Genomic DNA, 14,904 nt, shown 5'->3' on the forward strand with positions numbered 1-14,904 from the left:
TTTATACAAATACCATTAAAAGTTTTTCCATTTTTTCTTCTTCTCTAGGGAAACTTACATTGTCTATCAAAACCCAATTTTCAATATGAGTAATAGTTTCATCAGTAGATAATTTTTTTAAAGGAGATAGAGTTTCCATTTCCAGCATGTATTCATTTGTATAGGTTTCATAGGATACACCTAAGTCAGGGTAGCTTTCTCCCAAAACATGGTTGTAGCTTTTTATAAATAGACTATTATGATTAAAATAAGCTGCAAAGCCCTCTTCATTTGAAATTCCCATTTTAAAGGGTTCTTTTTTACTCTTATCCTGTCTTATGGTTATATATTTATCTCCCCAAGTTACACGATCATCATTCATTTTTGAGTAGGGCCATAGAGCAACTACTCTATTGGGAAGCAAATTAGTTTCCCTCTTTCCTTGAGGAATCACCCCTATTCCACCTGGTGCCATAACTGTTATAGCCCAAGCAGATAACTCTACAGGCCAAGCTCCTTTATTAGTTAGTCTATGAATTACTTCTACCTTACTTCCTTCCTCTAGTGTTATCTCTATCTCCTTTTTTATTTGAGTCCAAGGTTCTATATTCATTTGAAATACTATAGAGTTTTCTTTTATATGCCACTTTACAGGGTTATTATCAGGTATATATGTTCTAGGGCTACTTTCAGGACTATGCCATAATCTATGTCCACCCATTAAGTGCCATGTCTCTCCCATAACCTCCATACTTGTTGGTATATTCTCACAAAAATGATTTTCCCTATTTATAAAACCGTATCTTATTATTCTCGGTCCCTTTTCTATTGTTACATAAAGTTCAACTACATTATTAGTTATTTTAACGCACTTACCAAAGCTTTTATAATATATTTCTTCTGTGACAATTCCCTTCATAAAAACATCCCCTATCCCTATGCTAATAACGTAATTATAACATAAATTTGTTACCAATTTGTTACCAAAATTTATCTCCTTCGTAACTATCTTAATCTTAAAATAGTATATATTTATACTAAGGACAAAAGGTTACAGGGAGGTAATAATTATGAAAAAAACATTAGCAATTGCTATTACAGCAATAGTTTCCATTGGAGCATATAAACTAGACCTTTTCAATATTCCAAAATATAAAAATGAAGTAGTTCAAGCCCAAGCCATGGCAGAAAATAAAACTCCTACTATATCTTCTAAGGAAACTAAGGAAGATTCTAAGATATTTAAGTCTACCATTAAAATCCCCATAATCTCAGGATTAAAGGATGGTTCTTCAGAAAAAAAGCTAAATGAATTGATAGTTAAAGATATTGAAGGCTTTAAAAATAAAGTTAAATCAATAGCAGAGGAAGATAATGCAAAAGGCATTCTTCGCAATAATTACGAGGTGATCATAGATTACAAGGAGCATTATAATAAAAACAACTTGATTAGCTTTACAATTTCCTATTATTCCTATACTGGAGGTGCTCACGGAAATACAACAAAAAAGAGTTATAATATAGACATAAAAACTTCTGAGATGGCATCTTTATGGGATTTATTTAGCCCTGATGAGGAATATGAAAAAATAATAAATGATCAAATAAGAGAAACTATATCTAATAATCCTGATGAATACTACCCAGAGATAACAAATTACTTTAAAGGAATACTACCTGACCAACCATTTTTTATAGAAGATGGCTTCCTAGTGGTTTACTTCGGACAGTATGAGATAGCTCCATACTCTTCAGGTTTTAAAGAATTTAAAATTCCTTTTTCCTCCTTTAAAAAAGGCGTTAATTTAAAACTTAATTTAAAAAAGGATTCTCCTAAAATATATTCCTATGTAGTAACTGAAAAAGAAGTAGGATATAAAGGTGATATTAGAATTCCTCAATTGAATAAACTAAAGGATGAAAAAATTCAAAAAGAACTAAATGAAATGTTCCAAAACCACGGAAAAGAATTTGGAGAAAAACTAAAAAAAGATGGCATGGAGTATGTAGTGGAATCAAAAAAATTAGGCTTTCCTCTTATAAACTATGCTGCTGATACAAACTATAAAGTCCATACTCTTACTAGTAAGCTTTTAAGTCTTACCGTAGTTTATAACTCTTATACCGGTGGAGCTCATGGAAATTACAACGTCATTCCTTACAACTACGACTTAATCACTGGAAAAGAAATTGCTTTAAATCATCTATTTAAAGAAGGTTTTGATTACAAAAAAGCAATAAACGAAGAAATAAAAAAACAAATAGAAGTATTAAACAAAGATAATCACCTAATACAAGGATTTGAAAGTATATCAGAAAAACAACCCTTTTATATAGAAGGAGATAACCTTGTAATATACTTCCAACCCTACGAAATAGCTCCTTACGCTATGGGAACACCAGCTTTTAAAATACCTTTTTCTTCTTTTGGAAATAACTTTGTACCAGTTTTTTAGATTTTTAGTGTTTTAGTTTCTTAGTTATGGTTGAAATTCCCTCAAGGAATTTCTTCCTTATCAATATCTTTAAAGTACTATGTAATGTGCAGTATGAATCTGAACAAAATTTAGAAGTTCTTAATTAATTTTATGGTAGTTCCGTTAAAATGCTGCGTATGTTTGACCGAAGGGAGTTTGCCAGCATTAGGAAATCCCATAAAATTAGTTTTAGAACTTCTTATTTTGTGAAGGCTTAACGAACATTATATAGTACTTTACCTCTTACAAGCAAATATCTCCTTACATAACTCCATCCCAAATTCAGAAGCTCCTTCCCTATCTTCCTCATCACCTATATAAACTAACGCTATGTTATATTTTTTACATAATCTATTTGTTATTTTTATATTTGCTACAAGCTCATTAAGAGCTAGTACCTTTTCCTTATTTAAACTATTAATATAGCTGCTATACTCTTCTCCATCTGTGTAATACTTAGCAACTATAAGTCCTCCTTCAAAAGCATTTACTTTTTTTATATATTCTCCAGCTGAGAAAATTAAATCTTCAATAACCTCTACACAATCCAAATCCTCTGAATTAGAAATTCTATCTGCAATTTCTCTTATTCTTTCAATTAACATAACCCCTCTCCCTTTACTATCATTATTTATACATACTATTAAAGTTTTTTTACATATATTCATAATAAGCAAAAGAAAAAGCTTAGAACCATTAATAAGTCCTAAGCCTCTTCTATTTACATTAGTTTAATCCTAATTCCTTACGCTTCTTCTCTATATGATCTACATATATTTGAACTGTTTTCTCTGCATCCATTTCTACAACTACCTTTCCAAGTCCAAGAGTTTCTGTAGTTTCAGTTAAGGTTTTTACAACTACATCACTTCCTGTAATTGATGGAACCGGAGCAACGTGTACTAACCATCCTAGAGCTACTGCTGTACAGGCATCTGCTACTGCCTTTTGCTCTAAATATTCAGGAGCACCAATTACTAAAGGCAATTTATTTGTATCTACATTTAATGCATCAGCAAGTTCTTTTGCTGTGTGAGTCATTTTCCCTATGTCTACGCAAGCACCGTAAGATAGCACTGGCGGAATTCCTAGACTCTTACATACAGTCTTTAATCCTTCTCCACATTCATCTGCTGCTTTTGGATTTGTAAGACCTGTGTATTGCATTACGCTAGAGGTACATCCTCCGGATAATACTAATATATTGTTTTTAATTAATCCTTGAGTAATCTTAAATATGTTACTTCCACCCTGGCCATATCTTGCAGTAGTACATCCTACAATAGTAGCTATTCCTCTAATATTTCCATTTGCTATTTGTTCTATTAAAGGATCGAAGCTTCCTCCTAATGCCTTTCTAATGGATTCAGTGCTAAAACCTACTGTACAATCTGATACATAATTTGGAATATATGTTTTTCTATTTTCTGCCTTACGTTGCTTAAATGCTTCTATAGCTTTATCTAACGCTTTTTCAGCCTGCTCTTTCATTTTTTCTGGAATAAAGTCTAAGGTTTCTGTGCCTTGAAGCTTTATTACAGGGTGAGTACTTAATAATTTAGTTCCAAATCTCTTTGCAAATATAGGCATAGTAGCAACAGTACAGTTATAATCAAACATGAATAAATCTATTACTCCAGTAGCTAAGAGATATTCTTGAGATAACCATTCTCCTTCTTGCCCTCCATAACCCTTTTGATTATGAGTACCTTCATAGTTTATAAGCTGTTGCCCTTCGCATACATGACCTAATATTTGAATTCCTTCTGCTCCCGCAGCTTTAGCCTTTTGCTGCCATTCATCAGTAGATGCTAAGTCAATAGCAACATGAGCAAGTAGTGGCATGTGACCATTGGTAACTACATTTATCATGCTTTCCTTTAATAATCCCATATTTTGCTTCTTTTGAGCAATTTCTTGAGTTCCCATAAGTATTTCTTGAATAATATCTAATAGGAATAGTCCTTGATATTCATTTGCTATACCTAATCTTACGCTATTTAATAAAAATTCCACTGGGTCTGAAGTAAAGTTAGTCATGCATCTAGTTTGTGCGTAAGCTACTTCACTATATCCTCCGCCTGGAAATAATCCAAGCTGTCTCCATAATTCTTTACGTTTTGTAGGAGCAAAAGCTTCTACTGTTTTAGATGGTATGTGATACGGAGAATGGATATCGTCCATAACCCAATCAGCAAATTCTATAGCTAGCTTTTCAATTGGCTTATTTGCATCAAGGCCTGCCATATCTGCGTATTTTTTAAGCTTTTCTGCATCTCTAATTTTCAATCCACTTTCAGGGTGCTGACCTGCTGCCTTTAATGTTCTAGCTGCTTGATGACAGTGGAAAATGTTTGCTGAAGTTCCAATGGTAACATGTCTATACATAAAGTTTCTTGCTACCATAGTATGAGCATCAACACCACAGGTTCCTCTTGGTACCTTTTCGCTTATACGGCAAGGTCCATTGGCGCATAATTGACAAGACAAACCCTCAATACAAAACTTACACTGTATTGGTTGCTGCTGTGAAAATCTATCAAATACATTAGTTAATCCTGCATCATTTACAACTTTGTACATTTCCCTCATAGCTGGATCAATTATTACATTTAATGGATATCCATCTTTTCCTTGTTCTTGTTTTACATGTTCTCTTTGCCACCTATGTACTTCTTCCATATCGGAAAACTCTGGAGAATTTTGATAATCTACTTTAATATTTTCATGCAAATCATTATGCTCATTTGGATCATTAGTGGATTTTAATTTCGATGCTATAGTCTGTGACTCTCCACTCATCCTTTTGGCGCTTTCTTCATACGAATTTCTAATATCCTTATCTGACATAAAAAAACCTCCTGTAAACTTATTCTAAAATAGTTTTACCAGAAGTTTTTTTTATTATTCTTAAATATCTACATAATAATAACTTTTCATTGCAAACTCTAAGGCCTCAACAACCTTTGGATCAAATTTGCTTCCAGAAAAAAACTTTATTTCTTTTAGTGCCATGTCTTTATCTGCGTATTTAATGAAGGTTTCTAAAACAAAAATTATTCTTGATAATAAAGGTATATCATCCCCCTTTAATCCTTGAGGATACCCTCTTCCATTATAGTATTCATGATGGCATAATATATATTCTGAAATATTCACTAGTTCAGGAATAGCCATGCTTATTCTATATCCAATTTCACAATGTCTTTTTATAATTTCCTCTTCTATACCACTTAGTGCTCTTTTAGATAATAGTTTATCTGGTACAGCAATTAAGCCTACATCATAAAAGGAAGATAATGTACTTAAAGCTTCCATATCTTCTTTACTTAATTCTAGATATTTTCCTATTTTTAAAGATAAATCTTTAATTATTTTGTAATCTTCCTCTTGCCTTTGAGATTTTTCTTGTAAAGTCTTCGTTAAATGATTAATTATTTTTTTCTTTAAATTTTTACCATCTATCAGCTTATTATTATACATTCTTTCTTCAGCTTTTTTGTAAATATCAAAAATATTTTCTTCCTCAATAGTTTTTGTAGCTACTCCTAAAGAGATGTTAGGTTGAATAGGCAAACTCATATCTTGGTTACACAATTTCTTTATTTTTTCCACAATTCTAAGTCCTATCTCCTCAGTAACCATAGGAAGCATAATTACAAATTCATCTCCACCAGTTCTAGCTATAATATCTTCTTCCCTACAAGCTTTTTTTAATATTTTAGCTATCCCTTTTATTAACCTGTCCCCTTCTTCATGTCCAAAGGCATCATTTACTAGCTTTAAGCAATCCACGTCTCCCATTATTATAGTTAGAGGCAACTGCCTTTTTGTATCTAATCGTCTCATTTCTTCCTCTAAAAAAGCTCTATTATAAACTCCAGTTAAATTATCATGAAAACATAAGTAGGCAACCTTTTCAAAAGCTTTTTTTCTTTCTGTAATATCAGTATGAGTACAAATCATTCTATTAGGATTACCATTAGCATCCCACCCTACTATTTTGCCTCTAGCCAGATAATCCTTAAATTCTCCGTTCTTGCATTTTAGTTTGTGTTCTGTTCTAAAAACTTCCTGTTCTCCATTAAAATGTTTCTGCAAGTTTTCATAGAAAAGTTGCAAATCTTCTGTAGGGATTAATCTTATAAAGGTTTGAAAATCCTTTTGAAGTTCCTCTTCTTCATAATCTAGCATCTTAATCCATGTATTTGAAAAAACTACTTTATTCGTTTTAATATCCCAGTCCCAAACTCCATCTCCATTATTCTCTATGGCAAACTTCCATCTTTCTTCTTTTTCCTTTAATTCCTTCTCTAAGTTTTTCCTAATCAATAAGGAACTCAAGTAATTTCCATATATATCTAGAAAACTAGTATCAAAGAGAGTATTATTCTTTTTCATAAATATTATTATTTCTCCTAGAATACGCTTTCCCTCATAGATAACTATACTACAACAAGAATCTATGCCTTGTTCCACTTTTATCTCTTCTATACTATTTTCATCCAGTAAATCTTTAAGAACATCTTCTATTTTATAAAATTTAATTTTTCTATCATCTCTAAAAGTTATGGTTGTCCTTTTATTAACTGAAAAATATTTACCTAATAGTCTATATGCTAACTCACCACTCCTGGCTCCTTTAATTTTAAACTTATTATTTTCTTCCTCATATAAAGTCAGAAGTGCCATTTTGCCTTCTGATAATTCTAAAATATCTTTACATATAATATCATAATCTACATCTCCTAATGGAAGCTGAAGATATTTAACTAAAACACTAGATAATTTCTTTGCTTTATTCCAAACTTTACTTTCTGAAATATCATCAATCATGCTCTAACGCCTCCTTTAGTTTAGCAATTTTACCATTAATATTAATTATATGTTCAATCTCCTTATAAATTCCCTAAAATTATCTATTGCATTATAATAATTTATGTTATATAATATAATCTAATACTTTAAAGTTTTGAAGGGTAGTAGTATACAAACTTTCATTTTTAGAGAGTCGATGTTTGGTGTAAATCGATAGTGAAACTTGTAGAATCCGACCTGGAACTGTTTAGGTGTAAGCAACCTATTCCGGTTATATGCCGTTATCATATAGAGGCTACTTGCAAGTAGTGAATTAAGGTGGTACCACGTGGCTATTCCCCCGTCCTTAGCTTATGCTAACTGGGCGGGTTTTTTTTATGCAAAAAATTATGTAATGGAGGTTTTTTTATGGAAAAATTATTAATGACACCGGGGCCAACTAATGTTCCTGAAAGAGTGTTAAACAAAATGAAAGAAAACATGATACACCACAGAACATCAGAATATAGTAAAATTTTTAGAGAATTAAACGAAAGATTAAAATTTGTTTTTCAAACAAATTCTAATGTTTTAACTTTTCCTTCCGCTGGAACTGGTGCCTTAGAAGCCTCTATAATAAATTGCTTCAATACTGGGGATAAAGTTTTGGCAATATCCATAGGAGATTTTGGAGATAGATTTATTAAAATAGCTAAAATATACGGTTTAAATGTGGATGAAATTAGAATTCCTTGGGGAAAAGCTGTCTCCCTTGGAGAAATTCAAGATAAATTAAAAGAGGATCATAAGGGGGTTATTATTACTCATAATGAAACCTCTACAGGAGCAGTTAATCCAATAAAAGAAATTGGTGAATTTTTAAAAAATAAAAATCTTATATATATAGTTGATGCAGTAAGCTCACTGGGAGCTATAGATATACAAATGGACAATTGGAATATTGACGTATTAGCTACAGCATCACAAAAGGCCTTAATGTGTCCTCCTGGACTTGCCTTTATTGGTCTTAGCCCAAAGGCCATAGATTATTGTAAGGCTTCTAAAATGCCTAAGTTTTATTTTGATTTTTTAGAAGGAATTAAGTATATGGAAAAAAGTGAGCCTCAAAACCCTTATACTCCAGCAGTATCACTAATTTCCGCTGCCAATGAAGCTATAACAATGATAGAGGAAGAGGGGCTTCAAAATGTATTTCTTCGTCATAAAGTATTAGCTGAAAAGTTTAGAGGGGAAATTAAAGGCATGGGGCTGAAGCTATTTACTGACGAAAGAGTTTTATCAAATGCTATAACAGCTATTTCCTTAGATAATGGAAATGGAGATGAAATAAAATCACGGTTAGAAAAAGAATACAATATAGTAGTAGCTGGGGGGCAAGGAGCTACTAAAGGAAAAATGATTAGAGTTGGTCATATGGGATATGTAGACGACTATATGATTGATAGAACTCTAGACGCAATTAGGAAAGTAATTTAATATATTTTAGGGGGTATTTAAGATGATAAATTATAAAATATTAATAGTTGATAAAATAGATGATATAGGAATAAATCTTTTAAAAAACCAACAAGATTTTCAAGTAGATATTAAAATTGGACTGGATAGAAAAGAACTTTTAGATATAATAGGAGATTACGACGGCCTCATAATTAGAAGCGATACAAAAGTTGATGCAGAACTTATGGATAAAGCAGTTAAATTAAAAATTGTTGGGCGTGCTGGTAACGGCGTAGACAATATAAATATTCCAGAAGCTACTAAACGAGGTATAATAATTGCTAACACTCCAGATAGTAACAGCATCTCTGCCTGTGAGTTAACCATAGCACTGCTACTATCAACCTCAAGAAATGTAGCCTTATCTGATAATTATTTAAAGGGTGGCAATTGGGATAGAGATAGATTTATGGGTAATGAACTCTTTGGTAAAACCCTCGGAATTATAGGTCTTGGTAGAATAGGAGCGTTGGTAGCTACAAGAATGAATGCCTTTGGTATGAAAGTTATTGCTTACGACCCTTATATTTCTAAGGAAAGATTTGATAGATATAATGCTGAGAAGAAAAATACTTTAGCTGAATTAATAAGAGAATCAGACTTTATAACAATACACACCCCAAAAACTGAAGAAACTCTTGGAATCATTGGCATGGAAGAAGTAGAGCTTATGAAGTCTGGGGTTAGAATTGTAAATGCTGCTAGAGGAAATCTTTTAAATGAGAAAGCTTTATGCCATGGCCTTGCCATAGGAAGAATAGCCAGTGTTGGCCTAGATGTTCACGAAAAAGAACCTAGAAAAGATGCAGAAATATATAAGTTCCCTAACGTGGTAGTTACCCCTCATATTGGAGCAACTACAGTGGAGGCCCAACAAAATGTTGGACTTACTATAGCACAGCAAGTACTTTATGGTCTAAGAGGGGAAATCGTTCCTAACGCAGTAAATCTTCCTCTAATCCATAGAGATGAATTAAAAGCTTTAAAGCCTTATATAGATTTAATGGAAACACTAGGTAAAATATACTATCAACTAAATCAGCATGCTATAAAGCATGTAGAGATAAATTATTGGGGAGAAGTTGGATGTCAAGATACAGAAATGGCTACTATAGCCTTCATAAAAGGACTTCTAGAGCCTGTAATGAAAGAGAAGGTTAATTATATTAATGCAAAGGTTATAGCTCAAGAAAGCGGCATTGGTTTAACGGTTCAAAACTTCTGCGATCATTACGATAATTACTCAAATTTAATTACCATAAAAATTATAAATAGCAAAGGGGAAGAATTTACTTTAGATGGAACTATTTCAAACAAAGGTGAAGGTAAATTAGTTCAATTACTAGGATATGAAGTAGATGTTACCCCAAGTGACTATATGCTAGTTTTACAAAATCGTGACGTTCCTGGGGTTATAGGTCAGGTAGGTACCTTCATAGGACTTGAAAATGTGAACGTTGCTACAATGCAGGTTGGTAGAAAACTAAAGGGAGATAAGGCCCTAATGGTTTTAACCATAGATGATAATCTTTCAAAGGCGGCTCTTAATAAGTTAAGTAAAACAGAGAATATTTTATGGGCTAAGGTGATACAGTGCTAAAAAACATTGGCTATGCATCAACTATAGGAGAAGAAAACATTTATAAAACCATAGATTTCGCCTTTGAAAATAATATGAATGCTGTAGAGATTAATTTAAATGTTCCTATATATTTCCCTGAAAACTTTTCTATGGAGGAAAGAGTTAAAATAAAGGAATATGCAATGAAAAAAGGAATAACCTTATCCATGCATGCCCCTGAAGATATAACTTTACTTCAGTTACAAAGTAGTATTAGAGGAGCTACCATAGATAGATTAAAGGAAATCATAGATTTCGGAATACACATTGGAGGGAGAGCCTTAACCCTCCATGTGGGTCCTTCTGTATGTTTTACTCTAGTTGATAGAAAAAGCTATATGGAAGAATTTCATAAAGAAGAATATATGAAAATACTAAAGGATTCTCTATTAGAGTTAGTTAATCACGCAGATAACAAATTAATGATTTGTGTTGAAAACTCTGGTCGTTTCACAGAGAACTTAATTCAGGAAACTCTTCAAGAATTGTTAGAGACCTCTAATCTATCCTTAACTTGGGACATAGGACATTCCTATGAAAATAAGTATAATGAAGTGGAATTCTTCACTAAAAATATAGATAAAATAAAAACCTGCCATGTCCACGACAATAATGGCAAAAGCGATCATCAAATTCCTGGTACTGGTGGAGTTAATTTTACAAAAATATTTAATTTAATGAAGGATAAAGATATCGTTTATATTATTGAAGTAAGACCTAGAGAAGAAGCTATCAAGTCTTTTGAAAAATTGCGTGGCAACTTTTTCTAGATGTTTAGATTTTTAGATTTTTAGTTTATTAGTTGGGTAGTTATGGACAAAATTCCTGGAGAATTTTTATTATGTAAATTCCCCAGGAATTTCTTCATTAACTATTAACTAAAAAACTTATTTAAGTTCAATATTAAACTTTAAATCTTCTCTCATTTCAACATTATCGAAATCATTGGTACATATACTATATTTCTTATTAGAATCTAAGGCTTCAAATACCTTTGTAAATTCATTAGGTTTTTCTTCATCTTTTCTTATATCACGGTCTTTAACTTTAACCCACTCCCCTTTATCATCTTCTATATGAAGAGATTCCGCCTGAAAATATGGCACTTTTCCTTCAGCGGTAAATTTAACTATGGTCTTATCTTTTTCTGTTTTTATTTCCTTAATTATAAGTTTTCCCATTTTTCCTTGTGAAAGTTCTATTGGATAGATTCCATCTATAGCTTTACTTATTTTTGTAGGTTTCTTTGTTTCTATAGTAATTGGTGTCTCCTTGCCATTTTCATCCACGCTTACCCCTCCTCCTCCTGAAGGAATAATCTTTAAAGGTAATATAGTTAAATACTTAGGAATATCTTTTACCTTTGTATAGTTCATTTCACTATGGAAAGTTGTACTATTAGAACTTCCACCACCGATACCATTTGGTATAAGTTCTACTCCCTTATCATCAAAAGCAATCCAATAGCCATATTCAAATATATTACTAGGATTTGCCTTCCTATTTTTTTCTTTATAGTCTCCACTTAATGAAATATAAGTACCTATAGGAGTAAATGTCACTTTATCTACAGTTACAACACTATCAGTAAAGTCTAATTTCTTATTAGGTTTAAATATAGTACTATTTTTAGCTATTTCCTCTTTTGATACACTAAAAGCAAAATTCCACTTACCTTTTACATCAGCAACCTCTCTAACTTTTAAATCTACATTGAATTTTTCAGGTGCTTTAAATAAATTAATATCAGCTTCTTCACTGGCAATATAGGTATAATCGTCAATATACTCTCCTCTACCACCTCCAGAGCCATAAAAATCCTTACCATTTATTTTTAAAAATCTTTGTAACCCAAATACTTGTAAATCTTTAATTTTTTTATTACTTTTTATTGTATAGCTTATAATAAGTTTTGACTCATCAGCTAATATTTCATTTACGGTAAGGGTCACTCCCTTATCTGTAACACTTTTATCTACAATTTGAGAGTATTTTTCATATTCTCCCTGATCTCCATTTTTATTATTTAGCATTTGTATTATAGAATTTAAACCCGGAATATTTTTAGCAACGGCTGGAGAGGCTGCTCCAATACCTAATAAACAAACTAGACCTAAAGCTGCGGCAGTAGACGTGTATTTTATCCTTTTTAAATTTCTCTCTCCTCTTATTCTTTTATTTAAATTTTTCTTAATTCTCTCCTTTTCCATGATGTTTACTTCCTCCTTCATATCATTAAATTCACTTTCCTCAATTTTCACCTCGTTAAATAGCTTATATATATCCTTATCATTCATCATAATACCTCTCCTTTCAAGACCATAAGCTTTTCCTTTAAGAATTTACGTCCCCTTGAGAGTCTTTTATCTACTAAATTTCTATTTACCCCAAAAGACTTTGCTATATTTTCTACACCCTCATATAAAAAATATCTTCTTATAAATATTTCCCTATCCTCGTCTTTCATTCCATCTATAGCTTTTAAAAGTTCTTCTCTATTTTCTTTACCTACCAGCATATTTTCTATACTTTCTTCCTCTGATGGAATGTAATCATCTATAGATTCAGCAATACTTTCTTTAAATAGCTTTCTTTTGTAGTCTATTGCTTTATATTTTGCTATAGCAGTTATCCAATATTTAAAGTTTCCCTTCTCCTGGTCAAAACTCTCAATATTATTCCATATAGACCAATATATATCATTTACACATTCTTCTACATATTGATGATGAAAACTTGAATTTAACACACTACCTGCAACCTTAAAAACTAAATTACTATACTCGTCTACTATAAACTCTAGAGCTTTTGTATTTTTCTTTTTTATTTCTTTTATAAAGTTACTATCATCTACCTTCATATTTTCCTCCTTAAGAAGCTTCTCATAATCTAATACGAAAGAACTTGTGATTTTCTGACACCACATTTTGCTAATATATAAATAGGAGTATAAATAAATTTGTGTAAATCAAATTTATTCATACTCCTACAATAACTAAAAATCTAAAAACTATTAACTATTTAAGTATCCTTTTGCTATTTCTATTATTACATCAAGCTTATCTCTATATTTACCAATATGAGTAACCAACTCTTCATGGTTAGGCTCTTTATATCTATGAGAAATTCTATTTCTAATTAATCTAGATTTTTCTAAAAACACATAGGTTTCTTCATCGAAAACATTACTTTCTCTTAATATACTTAAACTTTCACTTAAAGTTATTCCAACTTTAAATTTTTTCAATTCTTTTAGAACTATTGAAGAAAAATCCTCTAATATAGTGTGGAAACTAACAAATAATTGTCTTAAGCTTGATTTTGCTAATTTTATTATAATCTTATCATTATTATCTTTTCCTAGCACCTCAATACATTCGTCTATGTCTGCTACACATTCTTTCATATCTTCTATTATTTTTAAAAGCCTCTCTTTATTCATGACAATACATCCATCCTTCTAAAATAAATAAAATCTTCATTTTCCTTATATATTCTATGAGTATCTTCACAAAACTTTTGTAATAACTTATTTTCATCACTAGAATATATAACTTTACTACTATTTAAAATATTCATCTTTATAAATATATCTAAAGTATTACTTCTTAAATCTAATACATCTACTTCCCTTTGTAGGTATCTTTCTAAAAATAACTCTATATCTAGAATATTATCTAAATTTATTTTGTCTTCAGATAATAAAGCTATATCTACATCTGAAAGTTCGTGAAATTCATCTGTGCAAATGCTTCCAAAAATAATTACAGTTGAAATATTAGACTTTCTAATTCTCTTCAAAAATTCAGGTGAATTTAACTTTTCTAATATAATATGTTTATCTTCCTTTATCCCCAATGCAATCACCAACTTTTTAATTAATTAATCTCTAACTATATTATAGACTAAATTTAAAAATCTTACAAAAATAACTGTTAAATATAATCATTTATTAGAAGTATGCGAATTTTACTGAATATTCATGATACTAGGAGAGTACTCAGTTTATTTAGCTCTAACCTAAGTACACTCCTCCCCCTAAATATTGAAGTTACTATATAATGGAATGGAATTCAATTACTATACATAAAGGAGAGAGAAATATGAAAATTGTCGATGTTCCATTTTGCACAATTAATTGGAGTGAAGTAGAAACTACTGAACACTCTGGTATAACTGGGAAAGCAATATGGAGAACTTTTGAAAAGGGAAATATACGTGTTCGTATGGTGGAATATACTCCAGGATATTTAGCAGATCACTGGTGTAGCCGTGGTCATGTACTACTTGTATTAGAAGGTGAATTAGAAACAGAATTAGAAGATGGGCGAAAGTTTACCCTTAAAGCTGGTACAAGTTATCAAGTGGCTGATGATGTAAATCCTCATCGTTCCTCCACTAAAAATGGCGCTAAACTTTTTATAGTTGATTAAAATAATTCAATCTATATAATCATGACCACCCGTAAAACGGGTGGTTTGCTCTAGCCCTATAAGGGCATGTTACTGGCTG

13 protein-coding genes and 1 other annotated feature are annotated in these 14,904 nt (G+C 31.3%); of the genes, 5 read left to right on the top strand and 8 right to left on the bottom strand.

What is annotated here, in order from left to right; translation table 11 throughout:
* Window position 1: 1 nt before the first annotated feature.
* Window positions 2–898, bottom strand: coding sequence for a hypothetical protein (locus ABDZ69_RS16760; RefSeq protein ID WP_343771509.1), 897 nt, complete (start codon window positions 896–898; stop codon window positions 2–4).
* A gap of 151 nt (window positions 899–1,049) precedes the next feature.
* Between ABDZ69_RS16760 and ABDZ69_RS16765 the strand changes: the two genes are divergently transcribed.
* Complete coding sequence (locus ABDZ69_RS16765) at window positions 1,050–2,435, top strand: PdaC/SigV domain-containing protein (RefSeq protein ID WP_343771511.1); 1,386 nt, start codon at window positions 1,050–1,052, stop codon at window positions 2,433–2,435.
* 257 nt (window positions 2,436–2,692) lie between these two features.
* Here the strand turns inward: ABDZ69_RS16765 and ABDZ69_RS16770 are convergent, their stop codons facing one another.
* The 3 genes from ABDZ69_RS16770 to ABDZ69_RS16780 form a co-directional block, all read right to left on the bottom strand.
* Window positions 2,693–3,061 carry a DUF3232 domain-containing protein gene (locus ABDZ69_RS16770; protein ID WP_343771513.1) on the bottom strand — a complete coding sequence of 123 codons (369 nt, stop codon included), beginning with the start codon at window positions 3,059–3,061 and terminating at the stop codon, window positions 2,693–2,695.
* 121 nt (window positions 3,062–3,182) lie between these two features.
* The gene (cooS, locus tag ABDZ69_RS16775) at window positions 3,183–5,306 is read right to left on the bottom strand and encodes an anaerobic carbon-monoxide dehydrogenase catalytic subunit (protein WP_343771515.1); all 2,124 of its coding nucleotides are present in this window, start codon (window positions 5,304–5,306) and stop codon (window positions 3,183–3,185) included.
* Between the two features lie 60 nt (window positions 5,307–5,366).
* On the bottom strand, window positions 5,367–7,292 hold the full coding sequence (locus tag ABDZ69_RS16780; RefSeq protein ID WP_343771517.1) for a diguanylate cyclase: 1,926 nt from the start codon (window positions 7,290–7,292) through the stop codon (window positions 5,367–5,369).
* 127 nt (window positions 7,293–7,419) lie between these two features.
* Window positions 7,420–7,625: a binding site (T-box leader), on the top strand.
* 57 nt (window positions 7,626–7,682) lie between these two features.
* Here ABDZ69_RS16780 and ABDZ69_RS16785 point away from each other — a divergent pair.
* Genes ABDZ69_RS16785 through ABDZ69_RS16795 form a run of 3 tightly spaced genes read left to right on the top strand, consistent with a single transcriptional unit; the run spans window position 7,683 to window position 11,162 of the window.
* Entirely contained in the window at window positions 7,683–8,750 is a 1,068-nt protein-coding gene (locus tag ABDZ69_RS16785; RefSeq protein WP_343771519.1) for a pyridoxal-phosphate-dependent aminotransferase family protein, read from the top strand.
* 22 nt (window positions 8,751–8,772) lie between these two features.
* Window positions 8,773–10,371, top strand: coding sequence for a phosphoglycerate dehydrogenase (gene serA / locus ABDZ69_RS16790; protein WP_343771521.1), 1,599 nt, complete (start codon window positions 8,773–8,775; stop codon window positions 10,369–10,371).
* Window positions 10,365–11,162 (top strand): sugar phosphate isomerase/epimerase family protein, encoded by a 798-nt coding sequence (locus ABDZ69_RS16795; protein WP_343771523.1) that lies wholly within the window; start codon window positions 10,365–10,367, stop codon window positions 11,160–11,162. The genes serA and ABDZ69_RS16795 overlap by 7 nt, the downstream gene beginning before the upstream one ends.
* Window positions 11,163–11,279: 117 nt before the next feature.
* On the opposite strand, the gene ABDZ69_RS16800 is transcribed toward ABDZ69_RS16795, so the two are convergent.
* The 4 genes from ABDZ69_RS16800 to mntA form a co-directional block, all read right to left on the bottom strand.
* A complete protein-coding gene (locus tag ABDZ69_RS16800) occupies window positions 11,280–12,692 on the bottom strand; it encodes a DUF4179 domain-containing protein (protein WP_343771525.1) in 1,413 nt (470 codons plus the stop codon).
* Window positions 12,689–13,252: a sigma-70 family RNA polymerase sigma factor gene (locus tag ABDZ69_RS16805; RefSeq protein ID WP_343771527.1), complete on the bottom strand. Its 564-nt coding sequence runs from the start codon at window positions 13,250–13,252 to the stop codon at window positions 12,689–12,691. The genes ABDZ69_RS16800 and ABDZ69_RS16805 overlap by 4 nt, the downstream gene beginning before the upstream one ends.
* A gap of 153 nt (window positions 13,253–13,405) precedes the next feature.
* Window positions 13,406–13,834 (bottom strand): HepT-like ribonuclease domain-containing protein, encoded by a 429-nt coding sequence (locus ABDZ69_RS16810; protein WP_343771529.1) that lies wholly within the window; start codon window positions 13,832–13,834, stop codon window positions 13,406–13,408.
* Window positions 13,831–14,250, bottom strand: a complete 420-nt coding sequence (gene mntA, locus ABDZ69_RS16815) for a type VII toxin-antitoxin system MntA family adenylyltransferase antitoxin (protein ID WP_343771531.1) — start codon at window positions 14,248–14,250, stop codon at window positions 13,831–13,833. Before mntA ends, ABDZ69_RS16810 begins: the two co-directional genes overlap by 4 nt.
* Window positions 14,251–14,495: 245 nt before the next feature.
* Here mntA and ABDZ69_RS16820 point away from each other — a divergent pair, with 245 nt between their 5' ends.
* Window positions 14,496–14,825: a DHCW motif cupin fold protein gene (locus ABDZ69_RS16820; protein ID WP_343771533.1), complete on the top strand. Its 330-nt coding sequence runs from the start codon at window positions 14,496–14,498 to the stop codon at window positions 14,823–14,825.
* Window positions 14,826–14,904 lie beyond the last annotated feature (79 nt).

Source organism: Clostridium malenominatum, from assembly GCF_039521365.1.
In the GTDB taxonomy this organism is placed as follows: Bacteria; Bacillota; Clostridia; order Clostridiales; family Clostridiaceae; genus Clostridium_AW; species Clostridium_AW malenominatum.

What these genes read in the sequence shown, in the direction of transcription:
- ABDZ69_RS16760 (WP_343771509.1), bottom strand. Translation starts at nt 898, where the DNA reads ATGAAGGGAATTGTCACAGAAGAAATATATTATAAAAGCTTTGGTAAG.
- ABDZ69_RS16800 (WP_343771525.1), bottom strand. Translation starts at nt 12,692, where the DNA reads ATGATGAATGATAAGGATATATATAAGCTATTTAACGAGGTGAAAATT.
- ABDZ69_RS16785 (WP_343771519.1), top strand. Translation starts at nt 7,683, where the DNA reads ATGGAAAAATTATTAATGACACCGGGGCCAACTAATGTTCCTGAAAGA.
- ABDZ69_RS16810 (WP_343771529.1), bottom strand. Translation starts at nt 13,834, where the DNA reads ATGAATAAAGAGAGGCTTTTAAAAATAATAGAAGATATGAAAGAATGT.
- ABDZ69_RS16770 (WP_343771513.1), bottom strand. Translation starts at nt 3,061, where the DNA reads ATGTTAATTGAAAGAATAAGAGAAATTGCAGATAGAATTTCTAATTCA.
- ABDZ69_RS16765 (WP_343771511.1), top strand. Translation starts at nt 1,050, where the DNA reads ATGAAAAAAACATTAGCAATTGCTATTACAGCAATAGTTTCCATTGGA.
- serA (WP_343771521.1), top strand. Translation starts at nt 8,773, where the DNA reads ATGATAAATTATAAAATATTAATAGTTGATAAAATAGATGATATAGGA.
- cooS (WP_343771515.1), bottom strand. Translation starts at nt 5,306, where the DNA reads ATGTCAGATAAGGATATTAGAAATTCGTATGAAGAAAGCGCCAAAAGG.
- ABDZ69_RS16820 (WP_343771533.1), top strand. Translation starts at nt 14,496, where the DNA reads ATGAAAATTGTCGATGTTCCATTTTGCACAATTAATTGGAGTGAAGTA.
- ABDZ69_RS16780 (WP_343771517.1), bottom strand. Translation starts at nt 7,292, where the DNA reads ATGATTGATGATATTTCAGAAAGTAAAGTTTGGAATAAAGCAAAGAAA.
- ABDZ69_RS16805 (WP_343771527.1), bottom strand. Translation starts at nt 13,252, where the DNA reads ATGAAGGTAGATGATAGTAACTTTATAAAAGAAATAAAAAAGAAAAAT.